At 42.0% G+C, this 19,051-nt stretch carries 19 protein-coding genes; 6 read left to right on the top strand and 13 right to left on the bottom strand.

Annotated elements, in window-relative coordinates; all coding sequences use genetic code 11:
• Positions 1 to 106: 106 nt before the first annotated feature.
• From ACM0OW_RS16900 to ACM0OW_RS16910, 3 genes are all read right to left on the bottom strand, one after another.
• Entirely contained in the window at positions 107 to 493 is a 387-nt protein-coding gene (locus ACM0OW_RS16900; protein ID WP_414551322.1) for a type II toxin-antitoxin system VapC family toxin, read from the bottom strand.
• The gene (locus ACM0OW_RS16905) at positions 483 to 692 is read right to left on the bottom strand and encodes a hypothetical protein (RefSeq protein ID WP_414551323.1); all 210 of its coding nucleotides are present in this window, start codon (positions 690 to 692) and stop codon (positions 483 to 485) included. Before ACM0OW_RS16905 ends, ACM0OW_RS16900 begins: the two co-directional genes overlap by 11 nt.
• A 177-nt stretch (positions 693 to 869) precedes the next feature.
• Entirely contained in the window at positions 870 to 2,000 is a 1,131-nt protein-coding gene (locus ACM0OW_RS16910) for a hypothetical protein (protein WP_414551324.1), read from the bottom strand.
• Positions 2,001 to 2,416: 416 nt separating this feature from the next.
• Between ACM0OW_RS16910 and ACM0OW_RS16915 the strand changes: the two genes are divergently transcribed.
• Positions 2,417 to 4,018 carry a B12-binding domain-containing radical SAM protein gene (locus ACM0OW_RS16915; RefSeq protein WP_414551325.1) on the top strand — a complete coding sequence of 534 codons (1,602 nt, stop codon included), beginning with the start codon at positions 2,417 to 2,419 and terminating at the stop codon, positions 4,016 to 4,018.
• A gap of 422 nt (positions 4,019 to 4,440) precedes the next feature.
• Here the strand turns inward: ACM0OW_RS16915 and ACM0OW_RS16920 are convergent, their stop codons facing one another.
• From ACM0OW_RS16920 to ACM0OW_RS16945, 6 genes are all read right to left on the bottom strand, one after another.
• The gene (locus ACM0OW_RS16920) at positions 4,441 to 4,830 is read right to left on the bottom strand and encodes a type II toxin-antitoxin system VapC family toxin (RefSeq protein ID WP_414551326.1); all 390 of its coding nucleotides are present in this window, start codon (positions 4,828 to 4,830) and stop codon (positions 4,441 to 4,443) included.
• Positions 4,827 to 5,069 (bottom strand): hypothetical protein, encoded by a 243-nt coding sequence (locus ACM0OW_RS16925; RefSeq protein ID WP_414551327.1) that lies wholly within the window; start codon positions 5,067 to 5,069, stop codon positions 4,827 to 4,829. Before ACM0OW_RS16925 ends, ACM0OW_RS16920 begins: the two co-directional genes overlap by 4 nt.
• A gap of 131 nt (positions 5,070 to 5,200) precedes the next feature.
• The gene (locus ACM0OW_RS16930; RefSeq protein WP_414551328.1) at positions 5,201 to 7,261 is read right to left on the bottom strand and encodes a ribonuclease catalytic domain-containing protein; all 2,061 of its coding nucleotides are present in this window, start codon (positions 7,259 to 7,261) and stop codon (positions 5,201 to 5,203) included.
• 96 nt (positions 7,262 to 7,357) lie between these two features.
• Positions 7,358 to 7,573, bottom strand: a complete 216-nt coding sequence (gene rpsR / locus ACM0OW_RS16935; RefSeq protein ID WP_089092213.1) for a 30S ribosomal protein S18 — start codon at positions 7,571 to 7,573, stop codon at positions 7,358 to 7,360.
• A 2-nt stretch (positions 7,574 to 7,575) separates the two neighbouring features.
• Positions 7,576 to 7,770 (bottom strand): 50S ribosomal protein L33, encoded by a 195-nt coding sequence (gene rpmG / locus ACM0OW_RS16940; protein WP_323215819.1) that lies wholly within the window; start codon positions 7,768 to 7,770, stop codon positions 7,576 to 7,578.
• 44 nt (positions 7,771 to 7,814) lie between these two features.
• A complete protein-coding gene (locus ACM0OW_RS16945) occupies positions 7,815 to 8,372 on the bottom strand; it encodes an RDD family protein (RefSeq protein ID WP_414551329.1) in 558 nt (185 codons plus the stop codon).
• Between the two features lie 304 nt (positions 8,373 to 8,676).
• Between ACM0OW_RS16945 and ACM0OW_RS16950 the strand changes: the two genes are divergently transcribed.
• From ACM0OW_RS16950 to hisD, 4 genes are all read left to right on the top strand, one after another.
• A complete protein-coding gene (locus ACM0OW_RS16950; protein WP_414551330.1) occupies positions 8,677 to 9,042 on the top strand; it encodes an ArsR/SmtB family transcription factor in 366 nt (121 codons plus the stop codon).
• 69 nt (positions 9,043 to 9,111) lie between these two features.
• A complete protein-coding gene (locus ACM0OW_RS16955) occupies positions 9,112 to 9,729 on the top strand; it encodes a cation transporter (protein WP_414551331.1) in 618 nt (205 codons plus the stop codon).
• Between the two features lie 94 nt (positions 9,730 to 9,823).
• Entirely contained in the window at positions 9,824 to 11,059 is a 1,236-nt protein-coding gene (gene glp, locus ACM0OW_RS16960; protein WP_414551332.1) for a gephyrin-like molybdotransferase Glp, read from the top strand.
• Between the two features lie 125 nt (positions 11,060 to 11,184).
• Complete coding sequence (hisD, locus tag ACM0OW_RS16965; protein ID WP_414551333.1) at positions 11,185 to 12,465, top strand: histidinol dehydrogenase; 1,281 nt, start codon at positions 11,185 to 11,187, stop codon at positions 12,463 to 12,465.
• A 491-nt stretch (positions 12,466 to 12,956) separates the two neighbouring features.
• Here the strand turns inward: hisD and ACM0OW_RS16970 are convergent, their stop codons facing one another.
• Positions 12,957 to 13,547, bottom strand: a complete 591-nt coding sequence (locus tag ACM0OW_RS16970; RefSeq protein WP_414551334.1) for a thioredoxin family protein — start codon at positions 13,545 to 13,547, stop codon at positions 12,957 to 12,959.
• Positions 13,548 to 13,687: 140 nt separating this feature from the next.
• On the opposite strand from ACM0OW_RS16970, the gene ACM0OW_RS16975 reads away from it, so the two are divergent.
• On the top strand, positions 13,688 to 14,092 hold the full coding sequence (locus ACM0OW_RS16975; RefSeq protein ID WP_193997522.1) for an NIL domain-containing protein: 405 nt from the start codon (positions 13,688 to 13,690) through the stop codon (positions 14,090 to 14,092).
• Here ACM0OW_RS16975 and ACM0OW_RS16980 read toward each other — a convergent pair whose 3' ends face one another.
• The 3 genes from ACM0OW_RS16980 to ACM0OW_RS16990 form a co-directional block, all read right to left on the bottom strand.
• The gene (locus tag ACM0OW_RS16980) at positions 14,093 to 14,863 is read right to left on the bottom strand and encodes a hypothetical protein (protein WP_414551335.1); all 771 of its coding nucleotides are present in this window, start codon (positions 14,861 to 14,863) and stop codon (positions 14,093 to 14,095) included.
• 610 nt (positions 14,864 to 15,473) lie between these two features.
• Positions 15,474 to 18,206 (bottom strand): GAF domain-containing protein, encoded by a 2,733-nt coding sequence (locus ACM0OW_RS16985; protein ID WP_414551336.1) that lies wholly within the window; start codon positions 18,204 to 18,206, stop codon positions 15,474 to 15,476.
• Positions 18,207 to 18,478: 272 nt separating this feature from the next.
• On the bottom strand, positions 18,479 to 18,964 hold the full coding sequence (locus ACM0OW_RS16990; protein ID WP_414551337.1) for an NADAR family protein: 486 nt from the start codon (positions 18,962 to 18,964) through the stop codon (positions 18,479 to 18,481).
• Positions 18,965 to 19,051: the final 87 nt, after the last annotated feature.

Genomic DNA, 19,051 nt, shown 5'->3' on the forward strand with positions numbered 1-19,051 from the left:
AAAATAACTCCATAATCTCTCTCAAGATGCGCGATCGCACTCCTCTAGTTTAGCCCATGCGAACTGACAAGTCAGCGCTGTTGCGATCGCTCCTATTTTCTTCAGTTCACCTACTTATTACCAACCCATCTACATAATCAAAATCCGTATCATCTGTAACTAATATCCACCCTTTTTCCAAGCACTGAGCAGCAATCCAAATATCATTCATTGGAATTGGTCGCCCTTTACGCTTCAGCAGTAACCGGGTTCGAGCATAGATAGAAGTTGTTTCTCTTCCCAAGGGTACAACCGTACAAGTTGAAATAAACTCTAGATAACGCGGTAAATTTTGCAATGGACGCGATGAATTCTCTGCCCCAAACAACAATTCTCCTGCTACCACTAGAGGTAAAATAACTTCCGGTAACGCTAACACTCTTTCAATAATTGCTGCATCACCATTTAAGAAACGAATTGCAACAGAAGTATCCAGCGCAATTTCACCACTCATTTGCATCTACCTGCCTACACTCTGAGGTAATTGAGTGTTTTAGCTCTGCGGCTTCTGCGTCGCTTAAAATTCCGGCAAACTTTGCCAGGGGATGATCTTTACGTGTTGCCTTAACACGATGCAAAAAATCTAACAACATTTCCACAATATCATCAGGAGTTTGTTCGAGTTCTTGGAGCAATTGCTCACGATTTGTCATATATCCCAGCCCCCAAAGTAAGATAAATGGCGAACTGACAAGTCAGCGCTGGCGCGATCGCACTCCTCTAGTTTAGCCCATGCGATCGCTTCCTTCTCCACAAGCATCCTCCCATATAAATAAAGAAGATGGATTAATGAAATGCAACTCTACAAGAGGGGCGATCACGTTATCGCACTATATAAATTCAAAATGGCTTTCGTCATATATAAGTTTTTGTTTGCCTGGAAAAGTTGTCAGCAGATCATTAATTAAAAGCACTAAACGTAACATTAACATTGAAAAAGCTTTACGAAACCAGTCTTCATGAATACCTTTGTTACTCAGGTTATACAACTTGCTAATTCTTGTGGAGATTTCATCAAGTTCAGTTTTAACGTAGTCACGATATGGCTCTGATTTACTTAACTTTTTATCAACAAATATTTTAAGCCGTGATTTATAATCACCCATGCCTTTGGTTGCAGCTTTTTCCGAAGAACTTAACGTAGGTTCTAGCGTTTCAGCTATCTTATCGAGACAACGACGAAAGTTTACTGCTGCTTTTGCACATCCAGCCGATGACAAGTTTGATTTTGACAATTCCTTCACACCTAGAATTAGATCATCTAAAGCTTCAGGTATAGAATCTCTAAGCGCATAAATTGCTTTCTCTGCTTGAACTCCCCACTCATCGCCTAGTAGCAAGATTGCTGTCTGAATATCTAAATCACCTGTAATCGAATCACAGCCACCGTCAATGAAAGAGAATTTTGCTCCTATATCTGTTTTAGCAGCAGTAAGCCCCAATGTATATTTATGATGAAAATACTCCAATTTCTCATCTGCTACATTCTCGGAATCGTCTGATCCACTTGATGAATACAAAATAAAAACTCGCTTTCCCTGTATTCTAAACTCAACTGGTGGGGCATCTATAATAAAAGCCACTTGATGTAGTGGATAATCAGGTATGACTTGAGTAAAGCCAAGATAGTGAGGAGTTTTCTTCAAACTAAGATTTATTTTTTGTGCAAGACCACGACGAATCGAGTCAAATATCACAACATAGATTGGTTGACTCAGAATCACCTCATCGGCATTATTCTTCGCCATGAGACCAATACCTCTCATAGATGCAAATAACCCAAGTGCGACAAATTTCTGTTTATACAAGGGATCAGCACTATTAAGCCAATTCATGCTCATTAAACCTACACTTACATAGGTTTCTAAATCAACTAAATCATCAGGATCAATGCAGTCAAATGTTTTAAAACTTAAGTCGTAATTGGGGTACTTTTCAATGAACAAATAGGCAACTTTCATGAAATATAATTCCTGCTTAATGTTGTTGATAGTAAATTTATTACGTAAGAACTCTCTGAAACACTCTTGACTTTGTTTCCTTTGTGTCCTTTGCGGTTCGTTTTTTCATAATTTTTCGTAAGTCCTAATGGTATCACTTATTGTAACTATTTAATTTTTCTGCGCGAAAATGTCAAATAATGTGCTAAGAGTGGGTGGTTACTAGGTCAGGCTGAATGCGATCGCCTACAATTTCAAACATCCTCTGCAATAACTTTATTCTTAATTGGAACAGAAAACTGAGCTATTAGGTCACTGTAGATTAATTGCCAAGTAAAAAAAATCACGGTAAACTAAAGCAAATTTAAGAAAAAGTCAATAACTCTTAATTTTCGTTAAAGTTGGGATAACAATCACAGTGTGAGGATTAATACTATATGCGAATCTTACTGGTATATCCAATATTTCCCAAAACCTTTTGGTCTTATGAGAAAATTCTAGAGTTAGTTGATCGCAAGGTTTTGTTACCACCGTTGGGTTTAGTGACGGTAGCAGCAATTCTGCCCCAAGAATGGGAGTTTAAGCTGGTCGATCGCAATATTCGTTCAGCGACAGAAGAAGAATGGGCATGGGCAGATGTGGTAATTCTGTCGGCGATGATTGTCCAGAAGGAAGACTTGTTAGGGCAAATCAAAGAAGCAAAACAACGTGGTAAGTTAGTTGCTGTGGGTGGTCCTTATCCTACTTCTGTGCCTCATGAAGTGGAAAATGTCGGTGCAGACTTCCTGATTCTGGATGAAGGGGAACTCACCCTACCCATGTTTATTGAAGCGATTCAACGGGGTGAAACATCTGGTGTTTTCCGCGCCACAGAGAAACCAGATGTCACCAGTACGCCAGTTCCCCGCTTTGATTTATTAGAGTTGAATGCTTATGACATGATGTCGGTACAGTTTTCGCGCGGGTGTCCTTTCCAGTGCGAATTTTGTGACATTATTGTTCTCTACGGACGCAAGCCACGCACCAAAACCCCTGCACAACTATTAGCAGAGTTAGATTGTCTGTATGAGTTGGGTTGGCGGCGGGGTGTGTTTATGGTGGATGACAATTTTATCGGTAACAAGCGCAATGTAAAATTGTTACTGAAAGAGTTGAAAGTCTGGATGGAAGAACATCAGTATCCGTTCCGCTTTGATACTGAAGCTTCTGTGGATTTAGCACAAGATCCAGAAATGCTGGAATTGATGGTTGAGTCTGGCTTCTCTGCGGTGTTCTTGGGAATTGAAACCCCGGATGAAGATAGTCTGCAATTAACGAAGAAGTTTCAAAATACTCGCAGTTCTCTAGCCGACGCAGTGCAAACCATTATCAAAGCTGGGTTGCGGCCAATGGCTGGGTTTATTATCGGGTTTGATGGCGAAAAAGCAGGCGCAGGCGATCGCATTGTCAAATTTGCTGAACAAGCGGCAATTCCTTCTACTACCTTCGCGATGTTGCAAGCTTTACCCAATACAGCATTGTCACATCGTCTGAAAAGAGAAGGACGACTGCGGGAAAATCAAGATGGTAACATCAACCAAACAACGTTGATGAATTTCCTTCCTACCCGTCCTTTAGAAGATATTGGCAGAGAATATATTGAGGCGTTCTGCACTTTATATGATCCAGTCAACTATTTGGATCGTACCTATCGCTGTTTCTTGATGATGGGTTTGCCAAAATGGAAAGCACCTTCCAAAATGCCGGAATGGATAGTTGTGAAGGCGTTACTGATTGTAATTTGGCGACAAGGTATTGTACGAGAGACTCGCTGGAAATTCTGGCATCACTTGTTTAGTATCCTCAAGCGTAACCCAGGAGTGCTGGAGCATTATATCTCTGTCTGCGCTCACAACGAGCATTTTCTAGAGTATCGCCAAATTGTCCGCGAGCAAATTGAAAGCCAGGTGGCTGCATATTTGGCACAAGGGAAAGAAGAACCTTATGTACCCGTACCCGCTAAAAAAGCTGAAGAAAAAACTGAGGCGATCGCTAGTTAGTTAAAATATTCTTCTGAGATTAATCTTTGTAGAGACGTTGTATATAGCGGTATGCACTCGAATGAAGTACATCATAGCCCCCTCCTCGCTTGCCTACCGTGTACACACAAGTGATCGAATCGCCCCCTAACCCCCAATTATGGGGGAACAAGAATTTTCCAAGTCCCCCAAACTTGGGGGATTTAGGGGGCAAAACAGGCTCAAACACAGACAGGCAAGACTTGTGTGTACACCGTAGCCTCGCTTGCGGGGAGGGGGTTGGGGTGGGGTTCTTGTATCTCACTTAACTGATAACCGCTATACAACGTCTCTACTTTTTTATTCAGAAGTTTGTAAATATCATTAGAGCCTATATTTTGCCTTAACGGTGAGGTAAGAAATAATTATTTTGATTGTTGACAGTTTAAAAACGCAATTATTACTTATTTGAGCGTCTTGACATCAGAATAATTAAGAATCTTTGCATCAGCAGTTAATAAATCACAATCATAAAACCTGGCTGTTGCTACGATAAGTTGGTCAAATGGGTCACTATGAAAACCTTTTAATTGAGTTGAATCAATAACTATTGGTAGAGTCAAATTTAATAGCTGTACTCCAGGATAAGCCAAAGCAATTTCTAACCATTCATTAATAGATAAGGGCAAAATTAGTCTATTTTTTTCAACTAATTTTGCTACTTCCCAACAAGAAAGAATGCTGATTCCTAGTCCGGATTTCTCATAATCTTGTAACCATTGTCTATGTTCTGCGGTTAGTCGTGAATCGTTTTGTACCCACCAAACCCAGATGTGAGTGTCAAGTACAATCATTGCAAAACTTCCCAATCTTCTAAAGCAACAGGTTCTGTGGGTTCATCATACTGATATGGCTGTGTGTCATGCAAAGGATAAAGATTTTTATCTGATTGGGATTTTGGATCGGCTTGATTTTGTAACGTTTTAGCTGACAAAATTATCACTTCCACAGCTTCGCCAGCATGAAAGGGTAAACCTTGCAATTTCAAAGTTCCATCTTCAGTTAAAATAACTTCGATTTTATGAGCGTTCATCTGACAATTCCTCATGCTAAAGAATTTAGATTATTTTACAAATAACCAGCCTTATTAGCCTGTTATCTGTAAAACTAACTCTGATGCTTTAGTTATTAACGAAGTATCATTCTCCCCATTATTCCTTACAGCTAATTCGTTGCTTGATGGCTTTCTTGATAAATTATTTCCTGAAACTGAATCATATCTTTTTGCGGGTCAGCGTGACTAACTTTGACTAATACCTGTTCTCCTAATCCTACAGAACGTTTAAAGAACATAGGCAACTGTAAGCCCAAATCTTCTAACAGAATTAGTGCTAAGTTGCTGTCTTCTCGTAGCCACATTAAAACTGTCACGTCCCAAACTTGGTCAGGATGACGACGTAAATATTCTAAAGCCCAATATCTATTAGTTTGCCGTTCTACCATTGTCACTTCTTGGGTGGTAGAGGTGACTGTCATCATCACTTCTCGGAGTTGGTCGGCTGTAAAGGGCAAACTCTCACCCCGTAAGTGGGCTTTTAACTGGAAGTGCGTCAGTAAGTCACTGTAACGGCGAATGGGAGAAGTTGCCTGAGTGTAAGTATTTAAACCTAAACCAGCATGGCGTAAAGGCGTGATGCTCATTTCACTCTTGGGCATACAACGACGCATGGCGCAGGAGCGAACGAATCCGGCTGGGAGTAAAAGTAATTCTTCGTCTGGGGGTAATTCTGGTTGTGGTTGACCACGAAAGGGCAGAGGTATATTGTGAGCTTGACCATAACGGGCTGCTACTTCACCCGCCATAATCATCATTTCTGCTACCAATTGCCGCGATGAGGAATCATCTAATATATCAATATCGATCTGGTCGTTTTTGACTTTGATCGTTGCCTCCGGCATATTGATGCTGATGGCTCCTTGATTATACCGCCAAGATTTGCGCTGCTTTGCCCAGTTAGCGATCGCCTCAATTTCTGGTTCGGCTTCCACACCTAATTCCAGCATCTCATCGACATCTTCGTAGGTGAGGCGATAAGTCGGCTTAATAAAACTCGGATGAATCGTGTAATCTTCTACACACCCAGTTTCATCTAAAACCACCCCAAAACTCAAGGCGCAAGAAATCCTTCCCTGTACCAAGCTCATGGGGCCAGTTGCCAATAATTCCGGGAACATGGGAACCATCCCCGTCGGTAAATATACTGTACTTCCCCGTTTTCTGGCTTCTAGGTCTAATTCATCATCTGGCACTAACCACCGGGTAGGATCGGCAATATGCACCCATAACCGTTCTCGCCCATCTGGAAGTAATTCCCAACTTAAACCATCGTCTATCTCAGTAGTGCTTTCATCATCAATTGTATAGACCTTTAAATGAGACAAATCTAGGCGATTTGCATCTAAGTCAGTTGGGGGGAAATCCAAACGCTGTTGCGCCACTTCTAATACCTTGCTAGGAAACTGAACCGGAATTGACGAACGACGCACAAACAAGTTTTCATGGGCATCCCACCAACCTAAGTCTATTAATAACTGAAAAGCTCCTGGAGGAGTTGCCGAACGACCCAGCATACTCATTGTTTCTAACACTGGGGCTGGCGGCGGATAGGCACGGGCGAGAGTATCATAATTTACTCCCATTCGCACCACATCAGCCAGCAATGCTGCGTATTTTTCCAGTGCTTCTAAGCGCTGGCGGTCGTGGCGTTGCCATTCCACCGCTTCACCCTGGAGGGCTTGCTCTACGCGAGATAAAAATTCTTCCTGTCCCTTGGCTTTGAGTGCCTTGACTTCTGTCTGGTGTTTGAGTTCTGCTACCTGCGCCGCCGTTCGTGGTTCATAAGCTTCTCCTTTTTGCTTGAAATACAGTTTGTCTTCTGATAACAAGCAATGGGCAGCATAACAAGCAGCCGCTTCTGATTCAGAAAACAACAGATTGGCCATTTGGGCTGGTGTGACTGTTTCTCCATCCTCAACCAGTAATTCCCAAGCTACTTCCAGACTAGAGGGATCTATATAAGGTTGAACCTGCCCTTGAAAACTGCTAATTTCCGAGGGTTTATAGGTTTGTCCGTTAACTGTATAACTAATTTGTCTAGGCGCGAGGCTGTGAGATTGACCACGTTCATCTAACACAAACCAACGGGTTTTGCCGTCCGGGCGATCTACTACACCCAGACGGCGTTCGCCTTGAACCCTAAATTCAACTAGCGTACCCTTATCCACAACTCTCGCAATTATTGGTGAACATTTTTTATAGTTTTAAGTTCAGAGTTAGGAGTTTTGATTCTTAACTCATCACTCATAACTCATGACTTTTTCTTAAGCTTCCGCATTGACAAATGGCAATAATGCCACAATCCGCGCCCGTTTAATTGCTAATGTCAAATCTCGTTGTTGCTTACAGGTAAGCCCAGTAATCCGACGTGGTAATATTTTGCCTCGTTCGGTGATAAACTTACGCAACAAATCAACGTCTTTGTAATCAATGGGGTCTCCTGGCTTAATGGGAGACAGGCGACGACGATAGTAACTCATCTTTACTTAATTTCCTTGTGAACAGTATGTTTGTTGCAGTGTGTACAGAACTTTTTCAGTTCTACACGGTTGGTCGTGTTGCGACGGTTCTTGGTGCTGGTATATCTGGAAACACCAGCAGACCTTTTGTCTGGGTTAGTCCGACACTCTGTACATTCGAGTGTCATTATTATGCGCGCACCTTTACTCTTAGCCATAATCTTACAAACAGTGAAGCCTGAAGAGAAATTAACACAAATTACTATCTTCTCACACTTCGGCGCATTTTTCCAACTAATCGTTTAATCTTTATATCTAGCGAGTAGCCCCGGCGCGACGAAACTATGAAAGTACCACCGTAGCGGTCGTGTAGGGCTTGCTGCATCTGGTTGTCAGATAAAGCAGCGCCACAATCAATGGCTAGGGGAATTAATAGCAGTATAGCAGTGGGGTTGGCTCTGATGTTGCCCAAGGCAATTGACACCAAAAGCGCACCAAATCCGATTATAGCTTCTCGTTTGAGCAGCGATCGCAAGGTGGGAATTCTGCCTGTAATTTCGCCATTTATGACTTCGAGAATTTTCAGGTCAAAAGCCCAACGCCCTAAGCTCTGCCCTTGATTGTTGTAAACTACCAGTATGCGAAAAATCACCCAGCAGAACATAAAAACGAGAATTTGCACCCACTGGATACCGATTTGATTACCTCCTAATATAGAACTGATTAACCAGACTCCCAGGAAGTCTAGCCCTAATGCCATTCCTCGCCGGACAATATCAGCTTTGGGATAGTGTATTTCGGGGACTCGTTCTATAGTCATAAAAAATAGGTGTTTTTATTTAGCTGGGGAAAATAATCATTGCTCCTGTTATTTATATTATTAGGGTTATGAATCTGAATGTGGCACTAACCGCCAATCAGAGTGAGGTAAAAAGAAGCAGGGGAGCAAGGGGGAGTTAGAAATTACAGTGAACTTCCGGTTACTTCACACCCTTTCCTCTTCTCCCCTGCACCCTGCCCCCGTTCTTCTTTTCCCCCTGCACCCTGCCCCCTTCCCCTCTGCCTCTTCTAACCTCTCTAAATCAGTGCTAGACTGGCTTTGAAGTTTTCCATAGGAAATTATAGTGCCAAAATCGAATCCGAATGATGTTTGTCAAGTGCGCTGCTTCAACGAGAATTTGGTAAGTCACGTCCGCGAAGAAATGCCGATGGACGAAGCCCTAGAAGAAGCTAAAACACTCTTTACTGCTCTGGCTGAGAAATCTCGGCTGAAAATACTCCATGCTTTAAAAGACGGCAAGGAAATGTGTGTCTGTGATCTTGCAGATGTTCTTAGTGTACAGGTATCTGTTGCATCACATCATTTGCGGAAACTTCGTGATCTTAAGGTACTTAAGTATAGGAATGACGGGAAACTTGTCTATTACTCACTGCGGGATCAATTCGTAGGCAAAATTCTGGATCTTGTATTGGAGCAGATTCTCCAATAGTCTTTTTTTTTAGTCAACATTATTATATTCTTTTGAATATTGGAATGAAAAGTATCAAGGAACTAGGCAATGTCTGACAACTGCTGCCAAAAGAAATCATGCGAACTAGAACAAATGACCAAGCGCCAAAGCAAGGTTTTATGGATTGTTCTCGGAGTGAACGCAGTCATGTTCGTTGTCGAACTTTTTGCTGGAATTGAGTCAAAGTCCCTTTCTCTGACAGGAGATTCCCTTGATATGCTAGGAGATGCGATCGCTTATGGCAGTAGTCTCTACGTGATCAACAAAGGCACAAAATTACAGGCACAATCCGCACTGCTGAAAGGATGTATCATGTTTTTATCAGCTGTAGCAGTTTTTGCACGAGCTACTTATCAGGCATCTGTTCACACAACTCCTGAGTTCCAACTCATGAGTACAGTCGGGTTGATTGCTCTTGGTGCTAACTTGTTTTGTCTTTATCTTTTGGCAAGTCACAGGAATGATAATCTCAATATGTCTTCTGTGTGGCTGTGTTCTCGTAACGATATCATCGCCAATATATCCGTACTTGCAGCTGCTGGACTGGTATTTCTCACGGGATCATTTTGGCCGGATCTACTTATAGGACTTATGCTGACATTTCTTTTTGCCAAGTCAGCAGGAACAGTCCTCTCTAGGTCTTGGAAAGAGTTTACAAAAGCTTGAGTCAGAAATCATCTAGGATAGGTATTATTCTCAAAAATTAGGGTTGCCGAATGTGTTGGCAGGAAATTATTAATTAGAGTCAGAGGCGATCGCTATGTTATCAGTCAGCGATGCAGAGGGAGTAATTCTAAATTTAGTCCAACCGTTAGATCAGCAACGGGATATAGAAATTATAGATTTATTGGCAGCAGACAGACGAATTATTTCCACTCCTGTCACCAGTAAATTAGATTTTCCCCATTGGGACAATTCCGCAATGGATGGCTACGCAGTCCGTTATGAAGATGTACAGCACTCTAGCGACGCACAGCCGACAGGTTTAGAAATTATTGCAGAAATTCCCGCCGGATACCAACCCCAGTCTACAGTCAAAGCAGGGCAAGCAGCACGAATTTTTACAGGTGCGGTAATGCCAATGGGGGCAAATACTGTGGTGATGCAGGAGAGGACACGGCGAGAAGAAAACCGTGTATTTATTTTGGCTGCGCCACAACCACAAGAATTTGTCAGACACAAAGGGGCTTTTTACCAAGCTGGAAAACAATTATTACCCAGAGGAGTTAAATTAAATCCTCCAGAAATTGCGGTTTTAGCGGCGGCGCAATGTACAAAAATCAGTGTTTACCGTCGTCCTCGTGTGGCAATTTTTTCTAGTGGTAACGAGTTGGTAACGCCTGATAAACCTCTGCAACCTGGTCAAATTGTCGATTCTAATCAATATGCTTTAGCTGCTTTGGTGAAAGAGGCGGGGGGAGAACCATTATTGTTAGGTATTATTCCGGATAATCCAGATGCTTTGAGAGATGCGATCGCCTACGCCATAACTCATGCTGATATAGTTTTATCTTCTGGGGGTGTGTCTGTAGGCGATTATGACTATATTGATCAAATTTTAGAATCTCTGGGAGCTAAAATTCATATTCGCTCTGTAGCCATCAGTCCAGGTAAACCCCTGACAGTGGCCACTTTTCCCACAGATAACTCACCCATTTACTTTGGTTTACCGGGAAATCCGGTTTCGGCTTTGGTGACTTTTTGGCGATTTGTGCAACCAGCGATTAAGAAGCTTTCGGGGTTGGCTGGAGGTTGGGAACCGAAATTTCTGAAAGTGCGATCGCATGATCAGTTAAAATCCAATGGCAAGTGGGAAACTTACATTTGGGGTAGCTTACATTTAATTGATGGTGTTTATGAATTTTACAAAGCTGGTGGTAGTTACAGTTCGGGTAATTTAATTAATTTAGCTCAAACTAATGCCTTAGCGATGCTGCCAGTGGGTAAAAGCTTGATTGCTCCACAAGCAGAGGTGCAAGTTTTGCAGGTTAGTTAGAAAGAATTTATTCACGCAGAGGCGCAGAGTCGCAGAGAAGAGGAGTTTGAGAGTTTAAACGAGAGTTGATAAATTATTATTAGGATAATTACGGCAAAACCCGCACTAGTTCAGAGATATAGTCTATGCAGCTACTTAAAACAACCGACAAAGATTTTTCCGTTAGATTCAAAGCCCTGGTGAGCGATCGCCGGGAAGCAACGGTTGATGTTAGTGGTAAAGTTAAAGATATTCTCGCTGATGTGAAAGTGCGCGGTGATGCCGCAGTTCAGGAATATACGACGAAATTTGATCATTACAGTCCCCCATCTTTGCATCTGAGCGCTGATTTTATTGCCGAACACGCATCACAATGTTCGCCAGATGTCAAGGCAGCACTGGAATTAGCTGCGGAAAGAATTGGGTTTTTTCATCAAAAGCAGCTACCCCAAGATATTGGCTATACAGATACAGCCGGGGTGAAACTGGGATTAAATTGGGTGGCTTTATCCCAGGTGGGGATTTATGTCCCTGGAGGACGCGCCAGTTATCCGAGTTCTGTATTGATGAATGCTTTACCTGCAAAAATTGCGGGGGTGGAAAGAATTGTTATGGCAGTACCTATGCCTCGTGGTGAAATTAATCCTGCTGTACTCGCAGCTGCCCAAATTGCCGGGGTGAAGGAAATTTATAGTATAGGTGGGGCGCAAGCGATCGCCGCTTTAGCTTATGGTACAGAAAGCCTCACCCCTGTAGATAAAATTGTCGGTCCTGGTAACGCCTATGTCGCTGAAGCCAAACGTCAGGTATTTGGGACTGTGGGTATTGATAGCGTAGCTGGTCCTTCGGAAATTTTGGTGGTAGCAGATAGCCAAAATAACCCAGAGTGGATAGCCTGGGATTTACTTTCGCAAGCCGAACATGATCCCAGCGCCCAATCCATTTTAATTACTGATTCTGCCAGCTTTGCAGAAAAAGTGATCGCAGCAATTGAAGAAATTCTCGTAAATCTACCGACAAAGGAAGTAGCTAGAACCAGTTGGGAACAGCATGGGGCTGTGATTCTGGTGGAAGATTTAGCCGAAAGTATACCGTTGCTAAATCAGTTAGCTCCCGAACACGTAGAATTATGCGTAGATCATCCCCAGGAACTTGCTAATCAAATTAAGTCTGCTGGGAGTATATTTTTAGGCCGTTATACCCCAGAAGCCATTGGCGATTATTTAGGGGGACCAAATCATGTTCTACCTACCGCCCGTTCTGCTCGTTTTGCTTCTGGCTTGAGTGTGTACGATTTTCTCAAGCGCATTACTTATTTAGAATGTAATCAACAAGCCCTGCAAACCATCGGTAAAGCCGCCGTAACTCTCGCAGCAGCCGAAGGTTTACCAGCTCATGGCGGTAGCGTTTCTATTCGTCTTCATTAAAAGAACCTCACCCCCAGCCCCTCTCCTTACTAAGGCTACCGTGTACACACAAGTCTTATCAAGTTGCCTAACAGCGTTTCGATCCCCCCTAACCCCCCTTGAGAAGGGGGGCTGTTTCATTCGCTTGTGTTGGAGATTTGTCAAGAGGATAATCTCACGCAAAGGCGCAAAGACGCAAAGAAAAATTAGGTATTTCGGGCTGAAGACACCAAAATTTTTTGTCCTAATTGTGGATTTGCCCTCAATTTTTATCTGTTTGACCCTTGCAATTTTAACCCTTTTAGGGAACGAAACAGCCCTGCCCTTGAGAAGGGGGGAAAATTTCTTAAAGTCCCCCTTTTTAAGGGGGATTTAGGGGGATCAGATCACTTGTGTGTACACCGTAGCCTTACTAAGGAGAGGGGAGTTTTTGACGCAATTCCAAGGCGGGCTAAATTACGAATTACGAACTACGAACTACGAATTACGAATTACGAATTACGAATTACGAATTAATTAACTACTTGGCTACCATGACTGCGAGGATCATCTTGATTGTTAGCGGGTGTCACAGGAGCGCGAAATTGGGAAACTTGGCCGCTAGTTTGAGCATAGGGTAAGGAGGAACCAGCAACTAACGCGTCTAAGTTACTAGCCATGACTGTATGGGGTTGATCTCCGATGGTTTGGGCGATGGTTTCGCCATCTTTAGCTAAAAATACAAAGTGAGGAATCCCATCTACTCGATATTTCAGCATTTCTGGTAGCCATTTGGTGTTGTCTACGTTCAACATCACAAAGTTCACCTTCTCAGCATACTCCTGTTCGAGTTCGGCGATATCAGGAGCCATTTTTTGGCAGACAGTACACCAGTTAGCGTAAAATTCGACTATTGAGGGTTTACCGTTGCTAATTGCTACTTCTAGGGGTGTGGAGGTTTGATCTAAGTCGGCTAAGGAGGTGGAATTAGTTTCTGTTCTTAATCCTAAGACTAAAGCAACACTCAGGGCGATCGCCACTATAGCAATTAAGAAATTTCTCACCCTCTTCCCAGATGTGGTTTCAGGCTTAGGAGTAGCATTCATAGGGGTTTCTGTAGTCATAGCAAATTTATTAAAACTTATTAACTATTGTCACTTTTTAGTTTAACGTTTTCCTTGTCGGCGCTTTTTTCCCCAGGGGAGACGCTAACGCGAATGTCGTTCGGACTAAGCTAGAACAGAAACTACTCTCTGCTAAAGCTGTGAAAAAACGAGTTACCCTGACTTTTCCCAAACGTGCGATTCAAATGCCGGTAACTTACCTACTGGCGAAGGAATTTAACGTGGCTGCAAATATTATCCGCGCCCAAGTTGCACCAAACCAAATTGGTAAACTCGTGGTAGAATTATCTGGAGATATTGATCGCTTAGATGAAGCTATTGAGTGGATGCGATCGCGTCATATCAATGTTTCCCATAACTTGGGTGAAATTGTCATCGATGAAGATGTCTGTGTTCATTGTGGTTTGTGTACTGGGGTTTGTCCTACAGAAGCCCTAACTTTGCACCCAGAAACATCCAAATTGACTTTCACGCGATCGCGCTGTATCGTCTGTGAACAATGTATCCCTACTTGTCCAGTACAAGCAATCTCCACGAATCTGTAATTAGAAAAATAATTTAAATCTGGCTAATTGAGTTTCAATATATCCAGTCAGCATTTTACTCAAGTCTGCACTGTTTTGAAACTTCAAAATTTGTTGTGTGGGCAAATCAAAGGGAAACTCACCCTCAAAGTCTGGGTGTTGCATCTGCGCTAACAATATTTGTTCAGCACGCTTACTTTGAATCGCATAGCCGATTTCCACACAGACATTGGGACTAGGAATTAATTGATTATTTTCTTTCCCAGAAATGCTGGCAATTGGTGTAGTATCGGCGATAAACAGCAAACTCCTCCGAATTTTCCTCATCATAGCACGGCTGAGTCTAATGGGAGCATTGCTAGGGCGATGAGCTTCTACTAATGTTAGAGTTTGGCGCGATCGCAAGTTCAAAGATTCCAAACTTTTTTGTAGTTCCTCTCTTAAAGCATCACTCGCTGGTGCATACTCAGTTTGGGAGCATAAAAAAATCGTTGGTTCTAACTGAGCTAATAAAGCTTGTTTGGTGAAATAAATTTCATGACTAATTAAGTCAATGTTAGCTACGCAATAGCCACCACTACCTTCAATATAAAATTCAATATTTTCCCCTTCTAGATAACGCCCAAACCAAGTTGATTGCTTAACATGGTCAATATCTTCGAGAAAGTCGGCTCTTAATGCTGATTTGAGCAAGCTTTTTTTACTGAGGCGAATATCTGGCTGACGCTTCTCCAGTTTTGGTATCGGCTCATAATCTTCAATATACCAGGCTCTGAGCGCAATAATTGACATAAGGCGCTATTTAAATTTTTTTTAACTATTTAACTTTGTTATTAGCTTACACCTAACTGTACTCATTTAAACAACAACACCCAAACTTCTACTCGCTTTAATGATTTCCTCTTGTTGTTTAATCTATCCAGGGATGTAACAGTTCTAATACCTGAAACAAGTAATCAAAACTAGTGGCAGCGCCCCCTGAGTTTCATTTGAGGAAATATCAGCTTTCGTGTTGGGTGTTGTTCGGTTTGGACGAGACAGACATAAGTTAAACAGCGTTTTACCTCTTCTTCTATTACACATCTAGCTGTTGCATCTGCCAGGGAAGCTTTATTGCTTCAATTATTAGATTAGCACTGCAAATATTAAAATGGATATTTTTGCAACTAAACTTTACCAAGTATACTATATGGAGGCTCCGGCATAGTTTCCTTCGCTTAAAGCTAGGGCTAGTGGTGAATTAGACTTTTCAAACCACCCGATTCCCCACTCAGCACTCATGTACGGGCGGGGTTACTAAGGATTTCGACGAACCACAAACTGACTGCTTAAACCCGCCCCTACCCACTCAGCACTCAGCACTCAGCACTCAAAAAGTAGTTACATTTTGAGAAGTATTCGTCTAACTAAAGCGTTTCATAGGAATCTCAATCAAAATTTCTGTCCCTTTACCTATTTCTGAAATACAATCCATTGATCCACCATGTTTTTCCACAATAATCTGATAGCTAATGGCTAGTCCCAGTCCTGTGCCTTTACCAACTGATTTCGTAGTAAAAAACGGGTCAAAAATGCGCTTTTTAATATTTTCATTCATTCCCAAACCGTTGTCGGCAATGCGAATTAAAAAACGTGATTGGTCAGTGGAAATTTGAGTAGAAATCCAAATTGTAGGTTTAGAAGGGCAATTCTCGCCTTTGTTCATGATTCTAGATTGTTCTAAGGCATCAATAGCATTGCTGAGAATATTCATAAATACCTGATTCATCTGACCAGCAAAACATTCTATGCGAGTCAAATCAGCATAATTTTTAATTATTTCCACACCAGTCAGATTGGCATTAGCTTTTAGCCGATGTTGTAAAATTAATAAAGTATTCTCGATGCCTTCATGTAGGTCAACAGGTTTATTTTCTGCCTCATCTAAACGGGAAAAATTGCGTAATGATAAGACTATAGAACGGATGCGATCAGTGCCAATTTGCATGGAGGAGATCGTTTTTGGTAAGTCTTCTATTAAAAATTCCAAATCAATCACTTGAATTAATGAGTTAATTTGCTCATCGGGCTGGGGATAGTGCAACTTGTAGAGATTTAATAGTTCTAGTAATTGTTGGATATAGTCATTGGCATGGGAAAGATTGCCGTAGATAAAGTTAACTGGGTTGTTGATTTCGTGGGCTACACCTGCTACTAACTGACCTAAACTGGACATTTTTTCAGTTTGAATCAATTTTGCCTGAGTGTCTCGCAATTCCGACAAAGCTTGTTCTAACTGTGCAGCTTTCGCCTTGGCTTGAGTTTCGGCAATACAGCTTTGTTCATAGAGTTGGGCTTGTTGAATCGCGATCGCCGCTTGATCTGCTACCTGTTGTAATAAATCAATTTCTGCATCTTGCCAATTTCTGGGAGCATGACATTGATGGGCAATCAATAACCCCCAGAGTTGCTCACTAATATTAATCGGCACAATTAAGTTAGCTTGCACTTGGATATTTTGCAGAAATTCTCGATTACAATCACTTAAAGTTTCTGTGGAAACATTATTAACGGCTCTAACTCTACCCCGAAAGTATAAACGCGAAATCTCATCAGGAAAGCATTCTAGTGGTGCATTCATTCCTAATACCGACGGCCATTCACCATTGATATCTTCTACTGTCACCTCGCCACCAGATTCACCCATTAACTGATAAATTAATACTCGGTCTGCATTTAGCAGAAGACGGACTTCCTGCACAATGGCTTGCAAGGTAGCTTTCAAGTCCAAAGTACTGCGAATTTGTTCTGTAACTTGCTTGATTGCCTTGGTCAGCAGTAATGATTTTTTAAGTTCAGCAGTCTGTTCTTCTACGCGAGATTCTAAGTTGGTATTTAGCGCCTGTACCTGTTCGTACATTTGCTGCTGGTGAATTGCCATTGAGAAGTGATACGACAAAGCTTTCCCCAGGGAAATTTCTTCGGGTTTCCATTGCCGTGCTTGCCCTTTTCTTTGTTCTCGCCAAAGTTTAAAGGAAAACCGGGGTAGTCGTTGGCGCTGATTTGGATCATGTCGTCCAGCCCACAAGATTTCGCTGTCATAGGCCGGGCGAAAAATACTGATTACACCAATAAAATTTTGGCGATCATGTAGGGGAATTACTAGGAGTCCGCGAATTTGAGTTGATTGGAATGCAGTAGCCAAGACTCCCAAACGTTGTTCTTTGTAGAGGTCGGTAATTGCCCAAGTATGACCCGGTTGAAATTCCGCTATCCAGTTGCGCCACACTGGATGTTTTTCAATGGTTATGTTTTCTACATCGGAGGGTAGTTGCGGCTGTTCGCCTGATGTATATGTTTTGCCACTGTGATTAATGTAAATTCTTCCACCTATGCCATTAAATGCGGTGACAACTTCTTCTAGTGCATCTTGTAATTGGATTGTGGGTAGTTTATGCAGCAGCGTGGTAACTCTGTTAATTGTGGCTTCTTGCTTTTGCTGAGTACGGGCTTCGGTGAGTAAGTTACTTTGAGCGATCGCGATCATCACCTGATCGGCAACTTGTTGGACTATTTTTAATTCCCGCTTCAAAATTGTGCGTGGTTGGCTGTGATGAGACACCAATAATCCCCACAGTTGCCGCTTGACTGATTCCCCTTGTCTTACAGGTTCTTGATGCAAAATTGGTACAACCAGTGAAGACTGTACGCCCATTGCTGTTAAGTATTGAATATGGCATGGGTCTATCTGCCGATAGTAGATATTCTCGTTTTGGAGATATTCGCCAGTTTCTTGTGACTTGAGTGGCGATAGTCCTATTTTTCGGCTGGCTACATCCACTATGGAACGTTGCCGTGTGGAGATAAACAAATCTCTCGCTTGTTGAGGGATATCATCTGCGGGGAAGTGCAACCCTAATAACGATGGTAGACGCTGTTCGTGAATCGATTCCGCAATGACTTCGCCACTGCCATCAGCATCAAATCGATACACCATTACTCTGTCTGTAGCCAAAAATGAACGCACCTCGGCAACAGTCGCAGCTAATATCTCTTGAAGTTCAAGCGATCGCCTGATCTGATTGGTAATCCGATGCAATAAATTTTCCTGATTTAGGGTTGGCTGCAAACCGTTAGAGTTATAGGTAAATCCCATTGCTGGCACACTTCAAAATTGATACAAGAACTTTCTGAAAAATCTTAATGGTTAAGAAAATATTATTAATAACTTAATCTTATATCTTTGATAACAAAATGTATAGAGTAAGATTATGTAGATTAAAAGACTTCAGCCGATTATCGCTAATTAAGGAATAAGTTACAAAAATTAACATCTAACCGTGATGAGCTAATTAATTTTTATCTGCAAAATTAGTTGTTGAACTGGGGGAATGACAACATTCCCCTGCCAAATTAAATATGGGATTATTATTCTAACTTACTCTCCCCAGAAATGACTGTAAAAACTCGCGATTGGCGGATTTCTTGACGCACACTCATGAGAATTTTGCCCAGATGATTTTCACCAGTGTTTTCGGCACCACAGCCCCAGAAATAATCATTTGGCGAATTTTCTACCAGTGTCTCATTACCAGTAGACAGCAGAATTTCTTTAATCTCCAGATGAGTGAGAAACTTTTTGAGTACAGCTTCTCGCATCACTTTAGTTTTGACAATCTCCCAGTCTGGACGGAGTTGGCGAGTGCGGCAACGTCCCAAAGCAGCTGCTTCCTCTGGGGTTTCGGCAGCATGAATAATTGGTATAATTACTGAATCTACACTGCCCACGAACTTTTGCGCTTGATAATAATGTTCCACAGTGGGCCAATAAGTACCCTGAATTTGGATACTGTGGAGAGAGAAGTTAGAAAAACAGCCATAAGGCTGCCACACCTTGTAAAAGTATATGGTCATTTGAAAATTGCTCTTTATATATATCAATCTCTATGATGCCTGTAGATGTTAGCAAGAAGTTGTCAACTTTAGGCTGAAAGCTAGTAT

This window comes from Anabaena sp. CCY 0017 (assembly GCF_963920885.1).
Taxonomy (GTDB): Bacteria; Cyanobacteriota; Cyanobacteriia; order Cyanobacteriales; family Nostocaceae; genus Nodularia.

Bases quoted from the DNA above. Each gene is read 5' to 3' on its own strand.
- ACM0OW_RS16945 (WP_414551329.1), bottom strand. From the start codon at position 8,372: ATGACTATAGAACGAGTCCCCGAAATACACTATCCCAAAGCTGATATT.
- hisD (WP_414551333.1), top strand. From the start codon at position 11,185: ATGCAGCTACTTAAAACAACCGACAAAGATTTTTCCGTTAGATTCAAA.
- ACM0OW_RS16910 (WP_414551324.1), bottom strand. From the start codon at position 2,000: ATGAAAGTTGCCTATTTGTTCATTGAAAAGTACCCCAATTACGACTTA.
- ACM0OW_RS16905 (WP_414551323.1), bottom strand. From the start codon at position 692: ATGACAAATCGTGAGCAATTGCTCCAAGAACTCGAACAAACTCCTGAT.
- ACM0OW_RS16985 (WP_414551336.1), bottom strand. From the start codon at position 18,206: ATGGGATTTACCTATAACTCTAACGGTTTGCAGCCAACCCTAAATCAG.
- ACM0OW_RS16955 (WP_414551331.1), top strand. From the start codon at position 9,112: ATGTCTGACAACTGCTGCCAAAAGAAATCATGCGAACTAGAACAAATG.
- rpsR (WP_089092213.1), bottom strand. From the start codon at position 7,573: ATGAGTTACTATCGTCGTCGCCTGTCTCCCATTAAGCCAGGAGACCCC.
- ACM0OW_RS16980 (WP_414551335.1), bottom strand. From the start codon at position 14,863: ATGTCAATTATTGCGCTCAGAGCCTGGTATATTGAAGATTATGAGCCG.
- ACM0OW_RS16920 (WP_414551326.1), bottom strand. From the start codon at position 4,830: ATGATTGTACTTGACACTCACATCTGGGTTTGGTGGGTACAAAACGAT.
- ACM0OW_RS16925 (WP_414551327.1), bottom strand. From the start codon at position 5,069: ATGAACGCTCATAAAATCGAAGTTATTTTAACTGAAGATGGAACTTTG.
- rpmG (WP_323215819.1), bottom strand. From the start codon at position 7,770: ATGGCTAAGAGTAAAGGTGCGCGCATAATAATGACACTCGAATGTACA.
- glp (WP_414551332.1), top strand. From the start codon at position 9,824: ATGTTATCAGTCAGCGATGCAGAGGGAGTAATTCTAAATTTAGTCCAA.
- ACM0OW_RS16970 (WP_414551334.1), bottom strand. From the start codon at position 13,547: ATGACTACAGAAACCCCTATGAATGCTACTCCTAAGCCTGAAACCACA.
- ACM0OW_RS16900 (WP_414551322.1), bottom strand. From the start codon at position 493: ATGAGTGGTGAAATTGCGCTGGATACTTCTGTTGCAATTCGTTTCTTA.
- ACM0OW_RS16990 (WP_414551337.1), bottom strand. From the start codon at position 18,964: ATGACCATATACTTTTACAAGGTGTGGCAGCCTTATGGCTGTTTTTCT.
- ACM0OW_RS16915 (WP_414551325.1), top strand. From the start codon at position 2,417: ATGCGAATCTTACTGGTATATCCAATATTTCCCAAAACCTTTTGGTCT.